The organism is Paenibacillus sabuli (assembly GCF_014705605.1).
Lineage (GTDB): Bacteria > Bacillota > Bacilli > Paenibacillales > Paenibacillaceae > Paenibacillus_D > Paenibacillus_D sabuli.
The window spans coordinates 97,458-118,793 of record NZ_JACXIZ010000003.1 but is presented as its reverse complement, the minus strand read 5'-3'; the positions used below and the strand labels follow the sequence as shown (position 1 = coordinate 118,793).

The window sequence follows — 21,336 nt, the reverse complement described above, 5'->3', positions numbered from 1 at the left end:
TGTTTGAGCGATTTCGAGCTGGATTTCGGCCGTGCAGCCGCCGATCGGCTCGGTCGGCCGCGCCTCACCTGTTGCACAACCTTGCCTCACCTCCTTTCCTGATCCTGAGATCGCGTTAACATGCGTTAGCCGAGACTGAACCAGGGGCCCGTTCTCGTCCTAGCAACCCGCTTCACTTCGCATGCAATTCAAGCTGAATCTCTTCACACACAGACCCTACTTCGCTCGACTCGCGAGGCGGATCTCGTCACTGGCACGCTCTACTTCGCTCGACTCGCGAAGCAGATCTCGTCACTGACGGGCCCTGCGTCGTTCCGCTCGCAAGTCCGTTTTCCCGGCTGTCGCAGTATTTCGTGTCGCTGGCTGGATCTCCCCAATAGCGAACCGTGTCTCGCAGCCGCAGGCCTGGTCAGTCGCTGGTCTGGTCAGTCGCTGGTCTGGTCAGTCGCTGGCGAACGGAATCTCGCAACTTATATTTCCGAACTGTATAAATACAGTTGAATTGTTGCATCTCATCTATACCATCGTTTGAACTGCATAAGTGCAGTTCAAATCCGGCCCAAACCCGATTTTCACACAATTTGTATCGATTAGACTGCACTTTTACAGTTCAAGAGCCCAAAAAGTCAAAATCCCGCAGATTAAACTGCACTTTTGCAGTTCAGAATAGTCCGGGAAGCTCGAACTTCCTTTACATACCTGAAGAGGCTCGCAAAGAGCCGAAGCCTCCAGCCTGACGCCCAGCCTGACGCCCGGCCCGGCAGCCGGCTGCCGGCTGCCGCAACTCGCTCAACACGCCCCACCCTCCACTCCGCCAAACTTACGGCGCAATGCGAATCGTATGCGTCCCTTCGGGCAGCTCCGCCAGCAGATCGCGCCCACGCACCTGCCAGCGGATCCCCGGCTCGCCCTCCGGCGCCGTTGTAGGCCCTGCGACAGGCCCTGCGGCATGCGCAAGCGTCGTGCTCCGGCTCCCGCAGGCGCGGAAGATCAGCGTCGCCGGCGCCCCGCTCACCACGGCCTGCGCCGTCACGCCCGCGGCCGTGCGCTCGGCCGTGAGCGTCACGCGCACGCCCGCCGCCTCATCCGCGTAGGCGAAGTCAATGCGCCGCTGCAGGTGCAGCATGACGGACAACCGCTCGTAGCCGTCCACGGCGTTGCCGACGTCGTCCGCGAGCATGGCGTCCGCGCCCAGATTAAGCGGCAGCGCGCAGTCCGCCCGCAGGAAGGCGGGGATCGTCCCGAGCGGCGCCTTGACCCGCACGGTCCGGCCGGCCGCGACCGGCTCGCTGCCGTACGCGCCGATCAGCGGCGGCGCGTCAGCCCGGCGCCCGATCGGAGATGCCCCCGGCCGCCGGCCAGCCTCTCGTGCGGACCTGGCCTCCGTATCGCCCGCGACGCGGGACGCGGGATCGGCCGCCTGGGCCGCCGCCGCGAGAATGCTGCTTGCGGGATTGCTCCCCGCAGCGGCCACGCCTTCCGGACGGGCGCCTTCCGGACGGGATGGCTCAGCCTCCGGCCTCGCCGCCATCCCTCCTGCCGTCCTCGGCCAGCCCGCGCCCTCGCCCTCCGCGGCATTCGCGGCAGCCTCGACGCCGTTAACAGCAGCCTCGGAGCCGCCCCCTTCGGCTGCCGCTGGAGCCGAAGCGCCTTCCGCCTCTGCGGCGATCCCAATCGCACGATCGGTCCCCGCCGCGTCTACGACCTCGGCTGCCGCCAGCGCTTGCGCCGGTGCCGCTACCTCCGCAGCAGGCGCTGCCTCATCACCTGCCTCATCGCCGCCTCCCGCGAATCGCATACCCGCCGCCTCGTCCACCAGCGGCAGCCACTCGCCCTCCGGCAGGTAGACGTCGACCGCAGTCGCGCCCTCCTCCGTCACCGGCGCGACGAGCAGCGCCTCGCCGAGCAAGTACTGCTGCTCCAGCGCAGCGCAGCGCGGATCGTCGGGGTAATCCAGCAGCATCGCCCGCATCAGCGGCAGCCCGGTGGCCGCGCTGCGCTGCGCTTCGGCGTAGAGATAGGGCAGCAGATTCATACGCAGGTCGGCATAGCGCTTGTAGAGCGTGAGCACCTCCGGAGCTCCGGTGCGCTCGGCGATATTCCACGGCGTGCGGTCGAGGTTGAATTCGCCCTTGCTCTCGGCATGATACTGCATGACCGGGCACAGCGCCGCCATCGCCGTCGAGCGGATGTACAGCTCCGCCGTCGGGATCTCTCCGGAGAAGCCGCCCAGGTCCCAGCCCCAGAACGGGATGCCGGAGAGCCCGCTGCTCAGACCCGCGACGATGCTCGCGCGGAAGGCGGCGAAGGTCGACTTCTCGTCGCCCGCCCAGTGCAGCGGCACCGTCTGCGCGCCCGTGTAGCCGGCACGGCTGAACGTGATCGACCCGCCGTCCACGTAGCGGTCGGCATAGGCCTGGAACGCGCCGACATACACATTCGGGTACAGATTGCGCATCTGCGTGCCGTCGCGACCGTCGGCGAAGCGCGCCGCCGCGCCGTAGATGCATTCCCCTCCGTCCGTCTTGAAGCCGTCGATGCCCAGCTCCTCCAGCAGATAGCGCCGCTTGTCCAGCCACCACTCCGATGCCTGCGGCGACGTGAAGTCGGGCACCAGCGAGCCGCGGAACCATTCGTAGGACGGGATGCGGTACGGTCCGCCGTCCGCGTCCTCTACGCCATAGCCGCGCGCCGCCATCTCGCGCTCGTCCTCGTCGCGCTGGGCGTGGGCGATGCCGTCCATGTCCTTCATGACCGGCGCCTGCCACAGCAGGACGCGCAGCCCGGCGTCGTGCAGCCGCCGCATCATCGCCCGCGGATCGGGCCAGCGCCCCCACTCGGGGAAGGTGAAGTCCGCCAGCGTGAAGCGTGCGCTGCCCGGCTTGCGCGCGTAGATCGCATCGTTGAAAATATAGAACGTCGACTCGTCGCTCCACTGCTCCAGTACGATCACAGTGGCTGGAATGCGGTGACGCCGCGTCTGCTCCAGCTGCCAATCGACCTCGCGCTCGCTGTCCCAGTTGTTGCTGGACATCCACGGGCCCAGCGCCCACTTGGGCGGCAGCTTGGGCTTGCCGGTGAGCGTTGCGAACGCCTGCACGAGCTCTGCCGGCCGGCCGGACAGCCAGTGCCAGTCCAACTGCTGCTCGGCGGCGTGAAGGTCCGCCTCCACCTGCAGCAGTCCCGGACGCTCGCCCGCGCCGAAGCGGAACATCGAATACATCGCCGTGTCCAAAAACAACCCGTAGCCCGCGGAGCTCAGCGCCCACGGCACCGGCATGTAGGTGCGCGATCCCTGGTCCTTGTACTGATTGAACACATAATTGTCCACCTCGCGCCCGTCGTGCGCGAGGCCGGAGAAGCGCTCGCCCATCCCGTAGAACCGCTCGCCCTGGCGCCTGACGAAATTGAGACGCAGCTTGTATATGCGGCCGGTGCGGTCGACCAGCGCCTCCAAGGGCGCCGAGGCGCCCTCGGCTGCATTCGACTCACGATTCCCGGCACTGGCGGCGAGCGTCTCGCCCTCGCCATCCGTCAGCGTCAAGCGCAACCGGCCGTCTGCAACCGCCAGTCGAGCCGCGCCGACCGCGTACACGCCGTCCGCGGCCACTGGCGACGAGCCATCGCTGCTCGCGGCCGCCCGAGCCCCAGCGCCGGGCACCGCAGCATCGTCAGGCGCGGCCATGTCGCCCTGCGCCCGGAGGCTGCCTGCCGCCATGCTGTCTGTCGCCAGACCGCCGGCCCCCGGCTCTTGTGCGCCCGTCGCCTCGCCGGCTCCTGCCGCCATGCCGTCTGTCGCCAGACCGCCGGCCCCCGGCTCATCTCCTCCCGGCGCCTCACCGCTGCCGGGCGCTATGCCGCACGCATGCACGTTCGCGGCCTCCCCGGCCCTTCTCGCACGCTCCGCCTCGTCGCCCGAGCCCAGTCGCACGCGGCACCGCACGCCGCCGGCGGCATTCTCCGTCAGCTCCAGCTCCAGCGCGGGCCCGCCCGGCGCGACCGGCGCCAGCTCTGCCGTCACCGCGCCCGCTCCTTGCGTGACGCGGAGCACGTCGCCCGGCGGCCGCCAGCGCAGTACCTCGTAGCGGTACCACGGCGAAGTCGCACCGCCGCCGTGTGCGTTGCGCGCCCCGCGCTCGCCATGCTCCCCATAGTCCCCATACGCTCCGTATTGCCCATAGTCCCCATACGCTCCGTATCGCCCATGGTCCGCGTACGCGCCCAATTCACCTTGCGCGGCGCGCGCGTCCCCTTCCCCCGCTTCCTCTGCCGGTCGCACGAAGCGATAGCGCACCTGCGTCCAGTCCGCGCACGCCTCCAGCTCCCCGCGCCAGCGCTCGCCCAGCTCGGGATCGCTAATCGGCTGCAGCGGCACGCGGTACGAGCGCCCTGTGCCGGTCTCCGCCTCCAGCCAGACCGGCCGCGCCGGATCATGCGGCGCGACCCGCACCTCGACCGTCGGCGCGACGCCCGCCGTCACCAGACGCGGCGTCCGCTCGTTGGGCCCGGCGAAGTAAGGGCTCTCCCCGCCGAGCGGCTCATGATCGAACACCGCTCCCGCCGCCGGGACCGCGCCGCGCGTCTGCGCCGTCCCCCTGGCGCGAAGCAGATGCGCGATCCGCAGCAGCGCGGGCGGCGTCTCTTCCTGCGCCCTCATTGCGCCGCCGTCCGTCGCATGCACACTAGCCGTCTCCGGCACCTCGGCCTGCGCCCCATCCCCTACTGCCCTACCCGGCATCCCGACTGCCGTCTCGTCCGGTCCCTCGACCTGCTCCCGATCCGACCGGGCAGCCCCGCCGGCGTCCAGCCCCGGCGCATCCTCCAGCGCTGTATCCGGCCTCGATCCGGCCTCCGACGCGCCGCCCTGCGCATCCAGCAGCTGCGCGGCACGCGCCGGCCGGCCGCTCTCCATCCAGTACCACGCGAGCAGCCCGGCCTCCTGCGGCTGCAGCGGCTGCCCCTCCAGCGCCTCCACCGCCTGCACGAGCGCCAGATCGCCGGCGCTGATCATCCCGAACGGCACCGCCGCCGCCACGATATCCGGCCACACCTCGTCGCCTCCCCGTTCGCTGACGAAGCGGGTGCCGCGCATGAAGGCGGCGAACGCCTGCTCGCGCAGCGTCTTGGCCGCGCGCTGCGCTCCGAGCAGCGGATAATGGTTGGCAATCGCCTGCAGCGCGCCGTGGCAGATCGCCAGATGACTGAGGAAGACGCCGCTGCGCTCCGGGTACAGCCAGTGCTGCGCCGGCGTCTCCCAGCCGTCCGCGATCGCCGCCACTACGTCCTGCGCGCGGCGCACGCGCTCCTCGCCCAGCGCCTCAGGGCCGCCCTCGTGGTTGGCGTATTCGCCCGCGATCCAGAGCCAGTACGCCTGCTCCAGCAGCTGCGCCTGGCCGCCGCTCTCCACCGCTGCATCGAGCTGCCGCTCCGCCTCCTCCAGGTAGGCGAGGGCGCGCGCCGCCTCGCCGTGCCGCAGCGCATGATAGACGAGCAGCGCGCCGTCGCGCAGCCCGTGATTCGCAATCGTATGCTTCATCACTTGATTCCTCCCAGCTGCAGACCGGACTTGAAGTACCGCTGCGCGAATATATACATGAGAATGATCGGGGCCATCGAGATCAGACTGCCGGCCATCAGCGTGTTGTATTCATTGGCGTACTGCCCGCTGAGCTGGCTGAGCGCCAGCGGCAGCGTCATCTTCTCCCGGTCCGAGAGAATGACGAGCGGCCAGAAGTAATCGTTCCACACGCCCATGAACGTAATCACCGCGAGCGTGGCGATGATCGGCATGCTCAGCGGCAGCATGATGCGACGGAACACCCCCGCATGCGACGCGCCGTCCATGAACGCCGCGTCCATGAAGTCGCTGTGCACCGTCTTCATGAACTGCCGCAGCATGAAGATCGCGAACGGGTTGAAGATCGACGGCAGCAGCAGTCCGGTGAACGAATTGACGAGCCCGAGATTTTTGAGCACGAGGAAGACGGGAATCGTCGTCACCTGCCCGGGCACCATCATCGTCGCCAGGAACAGCGCGAACAGCACCTCGCGCCCCTTGAATTCCAGCTTGGCGAACACATAGGCCGCCATCAGCGCCGACAGCAGCGTGATGCTCGTCGAGGCGACGGAGACGAAGGCGCTGTTGAAGATCGCGCGTGCGAACGGGAACAGCGTGAAGATTTTCGTATAGCCCTCGAAGCTCACCTGCTCCGGCAGCCACTGGATCGGGATGATGAACAGCGCGCCCTTGCTCTTGAGCGAGGTGCTGATCATCCAGAAGAACGGCACCAGCGCGAACAGCGCCAGGATCGACGCGAAGACATAGAACGACAGCGCCCTCCACATGTAGCGACTACCCGTCATAATGCACCCACTTTTTCTGCAGCCTGAACTGCACGACCGTGAACACGAAGATAATCACGAACAGGATCCACGAGAACGACGAAGCATAACCCATCTTGTAGTACTTGAAGGCGTACTTGTAGATCCGCTCCACCATCGCCTGCGTCGCGCCGAACGGACCGGCGTCGGTCGTCATGATCATCACCTGCGGGAAGAGCTGGAACGAATTGATGACGCAGATGATCATCACGAAGAACAGCACCGGCGAGAGCAGCGGCAGCGTAATCGCCGTGAAGCGCCGCCAGAAGCTGGCGCCGTCGATCTGCGCCGCCTCGTAATAATTCGGATTGATGCCCTGCAGCCCGCCGAGCATGATCAGCGAGAAGAACCCCATGTCCTTCCAGATGCTGGCCATGACGATGCCGGGCATCGCCCACGTCGGGTCCTGCAGCCACGCCGGGCCCTGGATGCCGACGAACGAGAGCAGCTCGTTGACCGGCCCGTACTCGGCGCTGAGCAGCCATTTCCAGATGAGCGAGCCCGCCACCCACGACGTCAGCACCGGGATGAAGAACAGCACGCGGTAGACGCCCATGCCGCGGAAGGCGTTGTTCAGCAGCACCGCCGCGGCGATCGAGAAGATCAGGATCAGCGGGATATACAAGACAATATAATAGAAGGTATTGCGCAGCACGCGCCAGAATTCGGCGCCGCTCAGGATCTCGGCGTAGTTGCCCATGCCGCGGAAGGCGGGCACGCCCGCCGCCGCGTCCCAGGCGTTGAGCCCGTTCCAATCGGTCAGACTGATGACGAAGGAGTAGAAGATTGGAATAATGCTGAAGACGAGCAAGCCGGCGCAGGACGGCAATAGGAACAGGAAGATCGTCAGCCGCTTGCTCCATTTCATCGTGCCAGTCATCGTGCCCACCTCACTCCAGCTTGATCTTGGCGGTCAGCTCCTGCTGCGCGTCGTCGAGCGCCTGCTGCGGCGTCTTCGCCCCTTGGGCGGCGGCGGCAAGATGGAGCGTCAGCGTGTCGTTCATCTCCGCGAACTGCTCGATCACCGGCGGCGTGACGAGGTATTCCAGCGAGTCGAAGACCGCTTGCCGGTTGTCCGGGGGCGTGATTGCCAGATACGCCTCCAGCACGTCGGGATACGTGACCGCCGGCAGCTCCCAGTTGCCGTCGACGCGGATCTGCGCCGCTTCCTTGCTGGCGGACATGAATGCGATCCAGCGGTATGCCGCCTCCGCGACCTTGCTGTCCTTGTTGATGACCAGGCCGTTGGAGAAGAAATGCGTCGCCTTCTGCACGTTGCCGGGCTCGACGGCGATATCCCAAGGGAATTCGACGTTCTGCACGAAGTCGGGGAACGCCCACACCCCGGTCAGGATCATGCCGAGCCGCCCGGCCTTGAACAGGTCCCAATCGCCGATGCCGCTCATCTGCGCCTCGGTCGGCATGACGTTGGACTTCTGAATGCGATCAACCATATATTGCAGCGTCTCGACGTTTTCCGGCGTGTTGATCGTGAAGGCCGTCTGGTCCTCGTTCAGCAGGCTGCCGCCGTTCTGCTGCGCCGCCTTGAAGAATTCGAAGAACTGCACGCCCTGCGAGATGCCGAAGATGTCGTCGCCGAGCGCCCGGATGCTGACGGCGGCCTCGTTCATTTCCTTCCACGTCCACTCGATGGTCGGGTACGAAGTCTGCGCCTGGTCGAACAGATCCTTGTTGTAGATCAGCACGACGTTCGAAAAGCTCGCCGGCATGCCATACTGCACGCCGTCCGCCTGGAAGGCGTCCAGCGCTTGCTCATACAGCACCGACTTGTCGAAGCCGGCCGCTTCGAACATCGGCTGCAGGTCGAGCAGCACGCCCTTCTTCGCGTACGAGACGAAGTTCTCGTAATTCAGCTCGTAGGCGTCGGGCGCCGTGCCGGAGGCGACGCGCGTCTGCATCTGCGTGAAGTAATCGCCGAAGCCGATCGTCTCGATTTCAACCTTCACATCCGGATTCTGGGCCTCGAAGGTCTCGCGCATCTGCTCGAGCAGCGGCGCCGGATCGCCGGAGCCGGAGAAGTTGGCGAACTTCACGGTCACCTGCTCGGTCTTGCCGCCTGCGCCGCCTCCACTTTTGGCCCCGCCGCCGCTTCCCTTTGCTCCGTCGCCTCCCGCGGACTGCGCCCCGTTCGTTCCCGCACCATTCCCTTCGGGGTCGTTATTCCCCCCGCTGCACGCCGCCAGCAAGACGAGCGTCAAGGCAAACGCCGCCAATAATGAAAGCGCTTTTAAAATTCTCGGTTTTTGCATTCCCTTACTCCCCCTATACCGATAGTGGACTTGCGATGCACCAACTTGCCCTTCCCTGCTGTATCATTATCAAGCGGTCGCCTCGTACGGGCACGAGTTAACCGTTTAACAATCGAACCGTGTCACGCTCCACCAGCTCCAGCGGAATGAGGATGCGCGGCACTTCGGCGCCGCGCCGCGGCCGCTCGCCGACGATCTGCTCCATCAGCAGACGAGCTGCCGTCTCGCCCTTGTAGGAGATCTGCTGCTTGACGGTCGTCAGCGGCGGCAGGAACATATGCGCCATTGAGATGTCGTCGAAGCCGATCACCGAGAGATCGTCCGGGACGCGCTTGCCCGCCTCGTGGATGCCGCGGATGAGGCCGAAGGCGACCATGTCTGCGGTGGCGAAGACGGCGGTAATGTCGGGATGGCGCTCGGCGATGAGCCGACCGGTGACGCGGCCGTGCTCGTAGCTGACCGAATCCTCGAACACATAATCGGGATGATAGAACAGCCCGTTCTCTTGCAGCGCCCGCTTGTAGCCGAGGAAGCGCTTCTCCACGACGCCGTCGCGGCGAATCGTGCCGGTCACGAGAGCGATGTTGCGATGCCCCTTGGCAATCAGATGGCTGGTCGCGAGGTATCCGCCGTGCTCGTCGTCGATGCCGACATTGGCGAATGTCTCGTCGTGGATGTAGCTGTCGATCAGCACGATCGGGATATTGACCTTCTTGCATTCCTCGTACAGCCGCTCCGGATAGACGCCCATGATGATCGCGCCGTCGAGATTGCGCGACACCGAGATGTCCAGATAGGACACCCCTTCGTCGACGCCGGCGAGGATCGCATGATAGCCGTAGTCCCGCACGACCGCCTCAATTGCGCTGATGATTTCGGCGTAGAATGGATTCTCCAGCATGAGCTGCTTGCGGCTCTCCGTCTGCGGGATGATGATGCTGACCAGCTCCGACGTATTTTTGGCCAGCCCCCGCGCCGAGATGTTGGGAATATAGTTGAGCGCTTTGACGGAGTCGTGAATTTTCTGGATCGTGTCCTCGGACACCTTGTGCGCCTTGCCGTTGAGCACGTACGATACGGCGGCCGCCGATACGCCGGCATGACTGGCTACGTCCTTGATTGTCGTTTTCTTCATGCTGAGGCTAACATCCTTTCTTGCAGAGCGCCTGGCTCATGCCCCCTGGTGATCCAGGTTATACGCATCATTTGCTCGATCTCATGATCTTTCCTTTTGTCGCCTTTCGGAATTTGTCGCCTTTCGGGATCATCTTGCGCTGCCGAGAAATGTAACGGACATCAGAAACCGTTAGAGACTCATTTTGCACATTCCGCAACTGTACTGGACATGAGCGACGCTTAGAAGCTTTTATTTCACGAATAAACCCTTATTGAGCGCTCTAAGCGTCACTGGTGACCGTTACATTTCCAGTTGGTCCAATTCGACACGCTAAGCGTCGCTCATGTCCACAGAAAAGCTCCGTCAACTTGCACCTTACGAAAACTCCCGCAACATTCCGTTTAGCCGCATCTTCAAGCCCCTTGGGTAGGGTTCGTGGCGGTTCGACTTTGGATCGTTGTTAAACGGTTAACTTGAATGTACAACGATTTGGAAGCGGTGTCAACATAAATTTTGGAAGGGTTGTACGAAACCTGAAAGGGTGGAATCGCCGGTCTACGAGCAAGTCGAAGCCGGCGACCAGTTTTTCTATTGATCAATCAGCGCGTCATTCTCCCGTTCTCCCTGCGCTCTAACACTCCGCCCCGTTCAGCTCGCTCGTGAACATCGCCTTGAATTGCTGCGGCGTCATGCGCTGCGACGACTGCGGGCTGAAGTGGAACTGTAGCGCGCGGCGGCGGCGGTCGGAGAAATTGGGCGGCGTGCCGTGATGCAGCAGCCCCGAGAAAAACAGCGCGCCGCCCGGCTGCAGCGGCACGGCAACATCCCGCTCGACCCGGACATGCGCGTCGCAGAGCTGCCAGTCGCGCACCGCGAAATGCGGCACCGGCCCCTCCGCGTGCGAGCCGGGGATGACGTGCATGCAGCCGTTGTCCAGCGTCGCCTCGTCCAGGGCGATCCAGACGCCGCATACCGGCTTGGTCTGCGACAGGGTGCCGTATGCCATGTCCTGGTGCCACGGCTTCTCCGCCCCGGCCTCTCCGCCCGGCGGCTTGAGGATCGCCTGATCCTCGATCAAGCTCGCCGGCTCGCCGAAGATGCCCGCCAGCACGCCGCGCAGCCCCGCCTGCTCGCAGACGGCGCGCAGCGCAGGCGCATGCTCGACGTACTTGCTCAGCTTGCGCACCGCCAGCTCGCGCGCCTCGGGCGTACGCAGCTCGCCGGCGTTGCGCATGAATTGCACGCGCGGTCCCTGAATGCGCCCCTGGATGATGGCGTCGACATCTGCCAGGGCGTCCGCTACCTCCTGCGGCGATAGCAGCTGGTCCACGACGAGATAGCCCTGTTCGGCGAAGCGCCTCAACTGTGCCTCTCCCACTGCGTCCGCTGTCGGCACGCGCTCCGTCTCCACCTGATCGTAGCGATACATCGAGTCGGCGATCTCGCACGGCGTGGACGCGGCGCCCGTCTCCGCACCGATTCGCACGACATTACCCGCTTCTACCGTCAGCACGACCCGTTGCCCGGGCAGCAGATTCGCCGCTTCGCCTTCCTGCGGCACCTGATGCCACTCTCTGCGGTCGGACTGAATGCGGACGGTCCCGTCCGCTACACGATGCACCATTCCCTTGATCGTCTCCATATATGCTCGGCCCCCCTGATGCTGCGGCAGCCGCTAGGGCCGCCGCCGCGAATACCCGTACTATAGCACCGGTTGGCCGCATACAGAATGGTCTGAGCCGTACCAGGATGTCGCATCTAATACGTCCTGCACGTTCAAGGCGAAGTGTCCGCTTCATTTTTACCGCATACGCTGTGACTCATTCGGCGCGTCCGGTTCATCGCCGCGCCGATCCGAAGGGCGGTCCGGCGCGTAGCGGGACGGCGGCACGCCGACGTATTTTTTGAACAGCTTGCTGAAGCTATACAGATCGGCATAGCCCAGCGCCTCCGCGACCTCGGAGGCCGTCATCGACGACTCCGTGAGCAGCGCCTGCGCCCGCTCCAGCTTGATGCGCACCAGGCAGCGCTTGAGCGACTCCCCGGCAACCCCCCTGAAAATCCGGCTCAGATACTGGGCCGAGATCCCGCAGTGCGCCGCCAGTTCGGCTGGCGTCACCCTGCCGCCGCAGGCCCGAATATGCCCAATGGCCGCCTGGACGAGCAGCTGCCGGCGGCTATTGCCCGCAAGCACCCCGGCCTGCGCAGCATGACGTGCGCTGTGAATGAAGATCAGCTTGAGCAAGCTGTCGTATTCCGTGCGCTGCCAGAGGCTGTCGCGCCCGGCCGTCTCCAGCAGTCGGTGCAACAGCCGCTCGAGCTCGTGCCGCTCCTCCTCCAGCTGCACCTGCCGCGGCGGCAGAAAGCTGCGGTCGGGTGGGCAGCGCATCGAGAAGTGGGCGAAGATGACGGTGACACGGTCGCGCTCATCCTGCGTCGCCCGCGGCAGCTCGCCCGGACGCAGCACGAACAGACTCCCGGCGCGGACCGGATAGTCGCGCGCCCCGAGCCGCAGCGTGCCTTGACCTGCCGCGACATACCAGAGGTCGAAGTCGGTGAGCGGCTCGCGGCGCTCCCAGCGCCAGCCCGGCACGCACGGCACGCGGCCGCTGCCCCTGGCGCGTACGAAGCGCACCCGCTCCAGCGGGTCTTCGGTTGCGGCGTATGCGGATGATGCACCAGTTTCCATGCTCGGTCCCCCGTGTGATTGCGAATTTCTCGTTTGCAATTGCTTTACCACCTAGCTTACCGCAGATGTGCAGCGCTGGACAAGCCGCCCAGGCGGCTCCAGAGCGCGCTTGCGGGGGGCCGAAACAATTGACACCCTCGCGACGCAGCGATAAAATGAAGCAGAACTTAAGGATTCGGGGGATGAGCGAGTGAAAAAAAAGGCGATTTTAATCGGAAATGCAGACAATCGGATCGATTATGTGTACACGCAAGAGATGATGGAGCGGCTGCAAGAACAAGTCGAGCTTTATCCCGAGCGCATTACACCGGACAATCTGGGCGCACACGCAGAGGCTTTGCGCGAGACGGAGCTGGCTTTCTCGACGTGGGGGATGTGCCGGCTCGAGGAAGAGCAGATCCGGCAGTATTTCCCGAAGCTGAAGCTGGTGCTGTACGCGGCCGGCTCGGTGAAGAGCTTCGCCGAGCCGCTGCTTGCCAGTGGCGTGCGCGTCACGAGCGCGCAGTCCGCCAACGCAGTGCCGGTCGCAGAATATACCGCGGCGCAGATCGTGCTGGCCAACAAAGGGTACTATCAAGCCGCTAGTAAGTACAAGGCAAGCGTAGCCGATGCGAAGGCGTACTATCGTACATTCCCGGGGAATTATCGTACAAAGGTCGGCATCATCGGGGCGGGGCGGATCGGCCGCGGCGTCATCCAGCGGCTGAGCGGCTACGAGATCGACTTCCTCGTATTCGACCCGTACCTGCCGGAGGAAGGCGCCGAAGCGCTCGGCGTGCAGAAGGCGAGCCTGGAGACCCTCTTCGCCGCGTGCCAGACGATCTCCAATCATCTGGCCAACAATCCCGAGACGGTCGGCATGCTGAACGGCAGCCTGTTCGATCGCATGCTGCCCAATGCGACCTTTATCAATACCGGGCGCGGCGCACAGGTCGTCGAAGCCGACCTCGTCCGTGCGCTGCAGGCCGAGCCGGCACGTACAGCCATTCTCGATGTCACCTATCCCGAGCCGGCGAAGGAAGGCCATCCGTTTTTGACGATGGACAATGTCATCATCACGCCGCATATTTCCGGCAGCTTCAATCAGGAGGTCGCACGCATGGCCGAATTCATGCTGGAAGAAGCCGCATCCTACGCCAGCGGCGAGGAGCTGCGCTACGAGATCCACCAGCAGGATCTCGCGACGCTCGGCTGAGTCCGAGCCCGTCAGGGCGACACGCTTCATTGCGTCAAACCGATCCATACGATCGATCAAAGCGAAGCTTATAGCTTCTATCGATTTGAAAACCGCTCCAATTCAGGTCCGGCTGGGCCTGAATTGGAGCGATTTTTTCTAGAATAGATAGAATTTATAAGCTGAACGCCTATAAATCGCTCTATCTATTCTCGGAACGTAACTTGTGTCGCCACCAAAGGATGGTGCCAGCCGTTTCGCCTTGACCGGAATGAAACGGTGTTGAGCGTACCACAGCGACTTGCGCGCCAAAACGTCTTATGCTCCGCAGCCCATCGTCAGTTTTGCGCCGAGGTGTGTGTTCGCCCCTAAGCCTCCTTGCCGCCGAACTGGGCAATGATTTGCTCGACCTCCCGCGTCGCGACGCCGATCATTTCCGCCCATTGGGCGGGACTGGCGCCCGGATACTGCTCCATGACGACTGCCAGTTCATACAGCGTGTTGCCGGTTTTGGGCCGTGCGGCCGCTTTTTTGGGCTGAACCGGCGGCGTCTTCATCTCCTTGACGCAGGACGAGCAGATGAACCGCTCGCGGTACATGACAAGCCCCATTGTCGAGCCGCAGAAAACGCAGGCCTGGCTGCGAAACGGCCGCAGCATGATGCGGCGGGTCTCATCATCAAAAAAGAATTCCATCGGATCGCCCTCGGAAAACTGCAGCAGCCGCCGCAGCTCCACCGGCATGACGATCCGTCCGAGTTCATCCACCCGGCGAATCATGCCTGTATGCTTCATCTATTTGAGCCTCCACCCTGAACGGTTTGTTTTCTCCTATCATACCGCAAATGCAAGTATTAAAATAGCCCTTTTCACCCCCAACAATTTTCCCATTTTAATTCGATTTTATGAAAGCAAACCTTCCGATCTTGCCATATCAGCGTACGCAGGGCCTGTCTGCATGTGCCGTCGACACAATGTGTTGCGCTATCGTTCGCCTATCATGCGGCATTCCTACATAAGAGACGAGCCAAGCACGGCATAGGTTGCGGATTCTTTCCAAAAAATGAGCACTTCCCCAGTTGCATTGTCAGCTCTCAATGACAAAAGACCGCCTCATTGGACGGTCTTTTGTCTTAAAACTGCTACAGAAGCGCCAGAACGCGCCTCCGAGCCTGAAGATTATCTAGAATACATACCGATACAAACGTTCGAGCAGCGCCAGGGCATTGTCGATCAGCACCATCATCTCTTGTCCGGAGATCGGCTGCTCCGGCTGGAAAAGGTTGTCGCCCGTCCCCCGGGCAAACCCAGCGCCTTGGCTACCGCCACTTCTCCGGCATAGTACGCATCCGCCGCAACATCGTCGAAGTTCGCTGCTGCTGCCGCTTCCAGTCCCATCGCGCGCACGCGCCAGCTCTCACTGCGCCATCATCGCCCGCTCCATCGGCATCCCGGCCGTCGTCGGCATCGGCTCGGGTCTACTTGACATCCGCGACGGGCAGCGCTTGCGGCTCGACGGATCGAGCGGCACGGTCGCCGCGCTGCGCGCATGATCGCGGCAAAAAAGTGAGCCTCTGCGGCGAAATGGCGAGCGAGGCGGCGGCAGTGCCGCTGCTGCTCGGCATGGGCCTGGACACGTTCAGCGTGAGCAACGAGACGCTCCCTGCCATCGGACGGCAGCTCCGCTTGCAGGCGGAGCTGCCGGATCAGGCGAAGCTGCGCCAGGCTGCCCTGGAGGTCCTGGAGCTCGACATAGCGGCGGAGGTCCGCCGCTATGTCGAGCAGCACTTCCCGCAGGTTCCCAGTGCGGCTTTGTAGCGCGCAATTGTGAAGAATGAAGAGCCCCGTAGGCCCGGGCTACCCGCTCGATCGCAGCATCGGCGTGCGGCATAGCGGTTGCTATTCGGGGGGAGCAGGCCTGCTAAGGCCGAGCCGAGCTGCCATCCGGCAGCCGCGCCAGCGTCCAGGCCGGCAGCTCGTGGCGGCACGGATAACGCGCGGCCTGTGTCTCGTCGATGTCGACACCCAGGCCGGGCGCCTCGCGGACGTAGGCGTACCCGTTGCGCACGCTCGGACAACCGGGAAAAACCTCCTGCACCGCCTCCGGGAAGGCGTACCATTCCTGAATACCGAAGTTGGGGCAGCTCAGATCCAGGTGAAGATTGGCGGCATGGCCGACCGGAGACACGTCGCCAGGTCCGTGCCAGGCCGTCCGCACGCCGAACGCATCGGCCAGCGCCGCCAGCTTGCGCGCCGGAGTAATCCCCCCGATCGCGGACAAGTGCACCCGGATGAAATCGATCAGCCCTTGCGAAATGAGCGGCACCCACTCCTGCGGATGGACAAACAGCTCGCCGATCGCCAGCGGCGTCGCGGTCTGCTGGCGCAGCAGACGCATCGCCTGCAGATGCTCGGGCGGCAGCGGGTCCTCCAGGAAAAACAGGCGGTACGGCTCGAGCTGCTTGGCAAGCCGCACCGCTTCGACCGGCTGCAGTCGCTCGTGCACGTCGTGCAGCAGCTCGATCTCGTCGCCGAACCGCTCGCGCATGCGATCAAACAGCTTCACGACGCCGCGCGCATACGACGCCGGATGGAAGTATGCGCCCGGCAAGGCCTCCTCCGGGGATTGGACCGTGTGCTTGCCGCCATAGCCGCCCCATTGGCAGCGAATATGCCGGACGCCTTCCTCCATATACTGGTGCACGCGCTCCTCGATCTCTCCCAGATCCGCACCGTCCGCATGCCGGTAGATCGCCGCTGCCTCGCGGCATTTGCCGCCCAGCAACTGATACACCGGAAGTCCGGCCAGTTTGCCTTTGATATCCCATAGCGCCATGTCGATGCCGGAGAGCGCGTTGTTCAGCACCGGCCCGTTGCGCCAGTACGAGCTGACCATGGCCGTCTGCCAGATGTCCTCGATGCGCTGCGGGTCCTTGCCGATCACAAACGGCTTCAGGTCGCGCTCGATTGCTTCGGCCACCGCAAGATAGCGCTGCGTAAAGGTCGCGCATCCAAGTCCGTACAGTCCCGGTTCGGACGTCTCCACCTTGACCACGACGAGATTGATGCCCGCCGGCGCCGTCAGGATCGTCTTGACGCTGGTAATTTGCAGCTTGTTCATCTTTCGCCTCACACCCTTTCGATTTTTCACTCCGACTCCGGCATGCCGGGCAGGATGAGTCCGCCGTCGATGCGCAGGACGATGCCCGTCGCATAGGCGGACGCGTCGGACACCAGCCAGCGCACAGCCTTGCCGATGTCCGCAGGTTGTCCCATCCGCCCCAGCGGGATGCGCCGGCCGAGCTGCTCCGCATGCGCACTCGCCTCCCGCACGAGCGTCGCGCCTGGCGCCACTGCATTCACCCGAATACCATGCGGCGCCAGATCGAGCGCAGCCGACTCGGTGGCGCGTTGCAGGGCGGCCTTCAGGCCGCCGTATACGGCATCGCCGGGATACGCCCGCGTGCCGCGCGACGACGTAATATTGACGATGCGCCCGGAGATGCCATGCGCCACCATATGCGCCGACGCCGCCTGCATGAGGAGCAGCGGGGCCCGAAAATTCACCGCCGTGGCACGATTGATGTGTTCTGCGCTTAGCTGCCGCGTGTCGCAAAATTCACATATGCCCGCGTTGTTGACCAATACGTCGAGTCCTTTCATCCCATCCAGAGCCGCCGCAAAGGTGCGAGGCGCCCCATCCTCGTCCGCCAGATCGACCTCAATGATTGGGCACGGTTGACCGCTCGCCGCCTCGGCTTGGCTGGCCGTATTCCTGGCCTCTTCCCCATCCTGCCAGTGGGCGATAGCGACCTGATAACCGGCCTGCGCCAGCTCCATCGCAATGCCGCGGCCGATTCCCCGACTACCGCCTGTTACAAGCGCTTTCATTTCATTTTCCACCAAATCTCCTCCCTTCTCCCCCTATTCTGCCATCCATTTTATACCTCTTCTCTTCCAAGTACAACGCCTGATTCCCAAGGCGATACAGCAAGGCCGTCTTTTATGGTCGAGTTCGTTTCAAGGCGAAACGGACAAGCCGACCTTTGACGGCGCGGGGTTGGGCTGAGACTCCGAGGCTGGCAGCTCGGTCTATTTCCCTGCTTCTTACGGTCATTTCTGTCCGTTACAGATCACAACGGAAGGTTGGCCGCTTTCGCAGTCGCCACTTTCACCCACTGTACCGTACGTGCTTAGTTAGCACGTGAATCAAGATGAAAAAAACATTTAAAAATTTTCTGGTTTATAGGCTTTTGGTCTCACATTTTATTTTGTTCTCACGCATTCGGCAGGGCAGCCTGAAGCTCAATCGCAGTCTCGGCTAATTCGATCCCGTTGACCAGCAAAACAATGCGGTGCAGGCCGGGATAATGACGCCTGGTCGTCAATTCGCGCCAGTGGTGTGTGCGCACCCCTCGAATCAGCGCTCCGCCTTGAGCGACTCGATCCGAGAGCAAAAACTGCTTCCTGGAGCTGCGGCCGCTGGCCTTGACGAAATCGACAGCATAGGCGATGCGCAGCTTCGCCGCCTCCCCTTCCCGAATGTGCAGCTCGTAGGTCAGCTCACAACTGCCGCCGATCGGCAGGGAGACGGGCGATGCGGTCAGCGCGGCATGCGCGACGAGGCTACCTTCCCGGGCATACCCGAACAAGTGCAAAACGCCGGGAAACGCGCCTTTGATCAACGTGCGGCAGCCGTGCCGAATGATCCAGTCCGTATGCGGGTCGCTGTCCTTCCAGCGAGAGGCCGTATCCAGCACGAGCTGCGGGTGATCCTTGGCGATATCATTCAGGTTGTTGGCTACGCTTTTGCGCACATACAGCGAGGGGTCCGCCTTGAGCTGCTCCAGCACGGGAAGCACCGGAGACGGATCCCGCTTGAACATCGGCAGCGACTGCCCCCAGGGCAGACGAGGCCGACAGCCCTCGCTGGCAAGTCGGCGCACGTGATCGACCGGATGCTCGGTCCAGCGCAGCATCTGCTCCATCATGCGCACAGGATCGCGCAGCAGGAACGGCCGCACCGCGAATTCGGCGCTGGAGCGCTGCGTGAAGCGCTCCAATGCCAGCATCGAGCGCGCCCAATGCCGCTCCTCCATGCCGTACACCTCGACGAAGTCGGGAAAAAACAGATACGGAAATCCGCTGCACTGCGGCGCAATGGCGAGCAGGACATCGAGCGCGTCCTCGTAGCGATCAGGCAGATGCTCACCCAGCACGTTCGTGATACGGCGCATCCGCGCCTTCAGCTCCAGCGCTTCCCAGTTGTCCTTCAGCACGTCCTTCACGAAGCGCTCCGACGCAAAGGCGGGATACGCCGACTTGACGATGCCCGCGAATTGGCTCAAAAATGCGGGATTGTAGACATGTTTCAACGGCTCGGCCATTTTCCAGCTCCTTTCGTACAAGGCTTAGCGTTACTTTCTACCTCTATTCGCGCCGCTCGCTCGCCTGCTCCTCGGTAGCGCCGGTGTTTCCGCGAGCAATCGGACCAAAAGCCGCTGTCAGCCTAGACACCCTTCCCCTATTTTTCAATCAAAACGTGCTCAGCCGCTTGTTGCGACGAGCACGTTTTCAAGAAGCTTATTGACTATCAGCGCGATGCCTGACACCTGGTGGGGGCGTCGCGCTTCAGTGCTCGGGCCGGGCCAGGCCGAGCCGCGCGCGATACGCCGCATAGTCCGCAGGCGTGTCGATGTCGCGCGGGGCCGGGGCCGCCACGTCGACATACCGTATGCTCATCGCATGACGCCGCAGCACCGCGCGGGCGCCGCTGTCGCCGGATAACGCAGCCAACTCCGGCAGGAGGGTCGAATCGAATAAGACCGGGTGCCCCGGCCGGTCCGAATAGCGTGCTTGTACGATCAGCGAGCGGCTCTCGCGATAGGCTGCCACGACGCGGCGAAGCACCGCCGGATTCAGCTCCGGCTGATCGCCGAGCACAACCACGACAGCGTCGGGAGCGAACCGCTCCGCAAGCGCCCGCACCCCGACAGCAAGCGAGGCCCCGAGTCCGAGATGCGAACGCTCCGATCCGATCCATTCGACCGCGACATCGCCTGCATCGGCAGGCCTCACCGGCCCGTCGTGAGCCGCCACGAGTGCGACTCGGCAGGCCGCCGCATCGACGATTCGACGCAGCGACTGCCGCAGCACAGTGCCCTCTGGCGCAGGGAGCAGCAGCTTGGGCTCGCCCATCCGCACCGAGCGGCCAGCGGCCAGCATGAGGGCCCAGATGCGACCATCCATCACCGCCCACCTTTGAATACGTGCCCGCGAGCAGAACGTCCGGCCCCCGCACTCTGACGATCGGCGGAGATAGCCGGAACCCGGCGGTCGCCATACGACTCCTCCGACGAGGAGGCCGCTGCTTCGCCGCTGCTCTCTTGCGCGTCGGCTGCGCCCGCCGACGCTTCACGCTTGGCGCGCATGCCTCGTGCTGCTCGCCCATCCTGCTCGCCTGACCTGGCGTGACCCTCTGGCTCGCCGCGATCTTCGAACTCGTCGTGATTCTTCGGCCCTGCACGACCGCCCAGTGCGCCGAGCTCGCGCAGCGGACCGCCTGCGCGGCCTCGTCGCCGCGCCATGGCCTCCGCCAGAATGCTGAGCGCGATCTCCTCGGCCGTCTCCGCTCCGATATCGAGCCCGACGGGAGAATGCAGCTTGTCCAGGAGCGTAGCGTCCGGCTCTCCCCGCTCGGCCGTCAACGCAGCGAGGATCCGCTGCAGCCGATACCGCGAGCCGACGAGACCGACATAGGCCGCCTCCGGCACGAGCAATTGGGTGACCGCCGCACTGTCCAGCTCCAGCTGATGGGTCATGACGACGACATACGCGTCCCGCACGGCCACACTCCGATAATCCAGGCGAGATACGACCGTGAGGGCATTCGCCTCGGGAAAACGCGCGGCGCTGAGTCGATCGGTCGCATGATAGACGATGCGCACCTTCCACTCCAGCTGGCGCGCCAGCCGGCACAGGACGCGGGCGTCATCGCCGACGCCGACGATGATCAGCTCGGGACGCGGCCGGACCGGCTCGATCAGCAGCTCCAGCTCGGCGCCGTCCGCCCATACCTCGGTATGGAAGCCGGGAGACTGCGCCATATCCCTCATGCCCAGCGGCTCTCCGGCTCCACCGCGGGACACACGCACCGCAGACTCCTCCTCCGCAGCGCCCGGTGTCCCGGATTCGTCGGCTGGCCGACGCAGCCGCGTGCCCTCGGGCCAGCGCTGCGGATCGGAGCTGCCGAGCACCGTCACCGCCTCGTACGGCTCGGCCGCGGCAATCCGCCTGTCCAGGTCGTCCAGCATGGCGCGCGCCCGCTCCGGCCGGCTCGCCGGATCGAACGGCTCCAGCCAGATCGTCACTGCGCCGTTGCAGCCGACGCCCGTGCCCCACACCGCGTCCTCATCCGTGCGGAAGTCGTAATGCACCATCCGGCTGCGGCCGCTGCGCAGGATCTCCTCCGCATACGCGCACAGCTCCTCCTCGATGCAGCCGCCGCTGAGGATGCCGTGCACCTCGCCGCCGGCGCGGATGAGGCAGCGCGCGCCCTCGCGGCGATAGGCCGAGCCCTCCACCCGGACGATCACGGCGACGACGCAGGGCTCGCCCGCATCCATACACGCGCGCAGCCTGTCCCGCAGCTCCTCCATCCGCCTCGCTCCTTTCGATGCGCAATAGTCTGTCCGCTACCGCGAAGG

17 protein-coding genes are annotated in these 21,336 nt (G+C 64.2%); 3 read left to right on the top strand and 14 right to left on the bottom strand.

Annotated features, from left to right (window positions below):
- Positions 1-820: 820 nt before the first annotated feature.
- From IDH44_RS00980 to IDH44_RS00950, 7 genes are all read right to left on the bottom strand, one after another.
- Positions 821-5,536: a glycoside hydrolase family 31 protein gene (locus IDH44_RS00980; RefSeq protein WP_190913821.1), complete on the bottom strand. Its 4,716-nt coding sequence runs from the start codon at positions 5,534-5,536 to the stop codon at positions 821-823.
- Complete coding sequence (locus IDH44_RS00975; RefSeq protein ID WP_223869255.1) at positions 5,536-6,363, bottom strand: carbohydrate ABC transporter permease; 828 nt, start codon at positions 6,361-6,363, stop codon at positions 5,536-5,538. Before IDH44_RS00975 ends, IDH44_RS00980 begins: the two co-directional genes overlap by 1 nt.
- A complete protein-coding gene (locus tag IDH44_RS00970) occupies positions 6,353-7,261 on the bottom strand; it encodes a carbohydrate ABC transporter permease (RefSeq protein ID WP_223869254.1) in 909 nt (302 codons plus the stop codon). The genes IDH44_RS00975 and IDH44_RS00970 overlap by 11 nt, the downstream gene beginning before the upstream one ends.
- A gap of 10 nt (positions 7,262-7,271) precedes the next feature.
- Positions 7,272-8,651 (bottom strand): ABC transporter substrate-binding protein, encoded by a 1,380-nt coding sequence (locus IDH44_RS00965; protein ID WP_190913819.1) that lies wholly within the window; start codon positions 8,649-8,651, stop codon positions 7,272-7,274.
- Positions 8,652-8,748: 97 nt separating this feature from the next.
- A complete protein-coding gene (locus IDH44_RS00960) occupies positions 8,749-9,786 on the bottom strand; it encodes a LacI family DNA-binding transcriptional regulator (protein WP_190913817.1) in 1,038 nt (345 codons plus the stop codon).
- A 613-nt stretch (positions 9,787-10,399) separates the two neighbouring features.
- On the bottom strand, positions 10,400-11,410 hold the full coding sequence (locus IDH44_RS00955) for a phytanoyl-CoA dioxygenase family protein (protein WP_190913815.1): 1,011 nt from the start codon (positions 11,408-11,410) through the stop codon (positions 10,400-10,402).
- Positions 11,411-11,569: 159 nt separating this feature from the next.
- The gene (locus IDH44_RS00950; RefSeq protein ID WP_190913814.1) at positions 11,570-12,457 is read right to left on the bottom strand and encodes an AraC family transcriptional regulator; all 888 of its coding nucleotides are present in this window, start codon (positions 12,455-12,457) and stop codon (positions 11,570-11,572) included.
- A gap of 190 nt (positions 12,458-12,647) precedes the next feature.
- On the opposite strand from IDH44_RS00950, the gene IDH44_RS00945 reads away from it, so the two are divergent.
- Complete coding sequence (locus tag IDH44_RS00945; protein WP_190913812.1) at positions 12,648-13,652, top strand: hydroxyacid dehydrogenase; 1,005 nt, start codon at positions 12,648-12,650, stop codon at positions 13,650-13,652.
- A gap of 347 nt (positions 13,653-13,999) precedes the next feature.
- Here IDH44_RS00945 and IDH44_RS00940 read toward each other — a convergent pair whose 3' ends face one another.
- Positions 14,000-14,425: an AbrB/MazE/SpoVT family DNA-binding domain-containing protein gene (locus IDH44_RS00940; protein ID WP_190913811.1), complete on the bottom strand. Its 426-nt coding sequence runs from the start codon at positions 14,423-14,425 to the stop codon at positions 14,000-14,002.
- 447 nt (positions 14,426-14,872) lie between these two features.
- Positions 14,873-15,037 carry a hypothetical protein gene (locus tag IDH44_RS26335; protein ID WP_223869263.1) on the bottom strand — a complete coding sequence of 55 codons (165 nt, stop codon included), beginning with the start codon at positions 15,035-15,037 and terminating at the stop codon, positions 14,873-14,875.
- Here IDH44_RS26335 and IDH44_RS26330 point away from each other — a divergent pair.
- Both IDH44_RS26330 and IDH44_RS00930 read left to right on the top strand, forming a co-directional pair.
- Positions 15,004-15,183, top strand: a complete 180-nt coding sequence (locus IDH44_RS26330; RefSeq protein WP_223869261.1) for a PEP-utilizing enzyme — start codon at positions 15,004-15,006, stop codon at positions 15,181-15,183. The two genes, IDH44_RS26335 and IDH44_RS26330, sit on opposite strands and share 34 nt — an antisense overlap.
- The gene (locus IDH44_RS00930; RefSeq protein WP_223869253.1) at positions 15,113-15,448 is read left to right on the top strand and encodes a putative PEP-binding protein; all 336 of its coding nucleotides are present in this window, start codon (positions 15,113-15,115) and stop codon (positions 15,446-15,448) included. The genes IDH44_RS26330 and IDH44_RS00930 overlap by 71 nt, the downstream gene beginning before the upstream one ends.
- Positions 15,449-15,551: 103 nt before the next feature.
- Here IDH44_RS00930 and IDH44_RS00925 read toward each other — a convergent pair whose 3' ends face one another.
- The 5 genes from IDH44_RS00925 to IDH44_RS00905 all read right to left on the bottom strand — a co-directional run bounded on the left by IDH44_RS00925 (position 15,552) and on the right by IDH44_RS00905 (position 21,288).
- Positions 15,552-16,751 (bottom strand): enolase C-terminal domain-like protein, encoded by a 1,200-nt coding sequence (locus tag IDH44_RS00925; RefSeq protein ID WP_190913806.1) that lies wholly within the window; start codon positions 16,749-16,751, stop codon positions 15,552-15,554.
- Between the two features lie 26 nt (positions 16,752-16,777).
- Positions 16,778-17,533, bottom strand: a complete 756-nt coding sequence (locus IDH44_RS00920; RefSeq protein ID WP_317890083.1) for an SDR family NAD(P)-dependent oxidoreductase — start codon at positions 17,531-17,533, stop codon at positions 16,778-16,780.
- A gap of 374 nt (positions 17,534-17,907) precedes the next feature.
- On the bottom strand, positions 17,908-19,017 hold the full coding sequence (locus IDH44_RS00915) for a hypothetical protein (protein WP_190913805.1): 1,110 nt from the start codon (positions 19,015-19,017) through the stop codon (positions 17,908-17,910).
- Positions 19,018-19,261: 244 nt separating this feature from the next.
- Positions 19,262-19,879 carry a nucleotidyltransferase family protein gene (locus IDH44_RS00910; protein WP_190913803.1) on the bottom strand — a complete coding sequence of 206 codons (618 nt, stop codon included), beginning with the start codon at positions 19,877-19,879 and terminating at the stop codon, positions 19,262-19,264.
- Positions 19,879-21,288, bottom strand: coding sequence for an XdhC family protein (locus tag IDH44_RS00905; protein WP_190913801.1), 1,410 nt, complete (start codon positions 21,286-21,288; stop codon positions 19,879-19,881). The genes IDH44_RS00910 and IDH44_RS00905 overlap by 1 nt, the downstream gene beginning before the upstream one ends.
- Positions 21,289-21,336 lie beyond the last annotated feature (48 nt).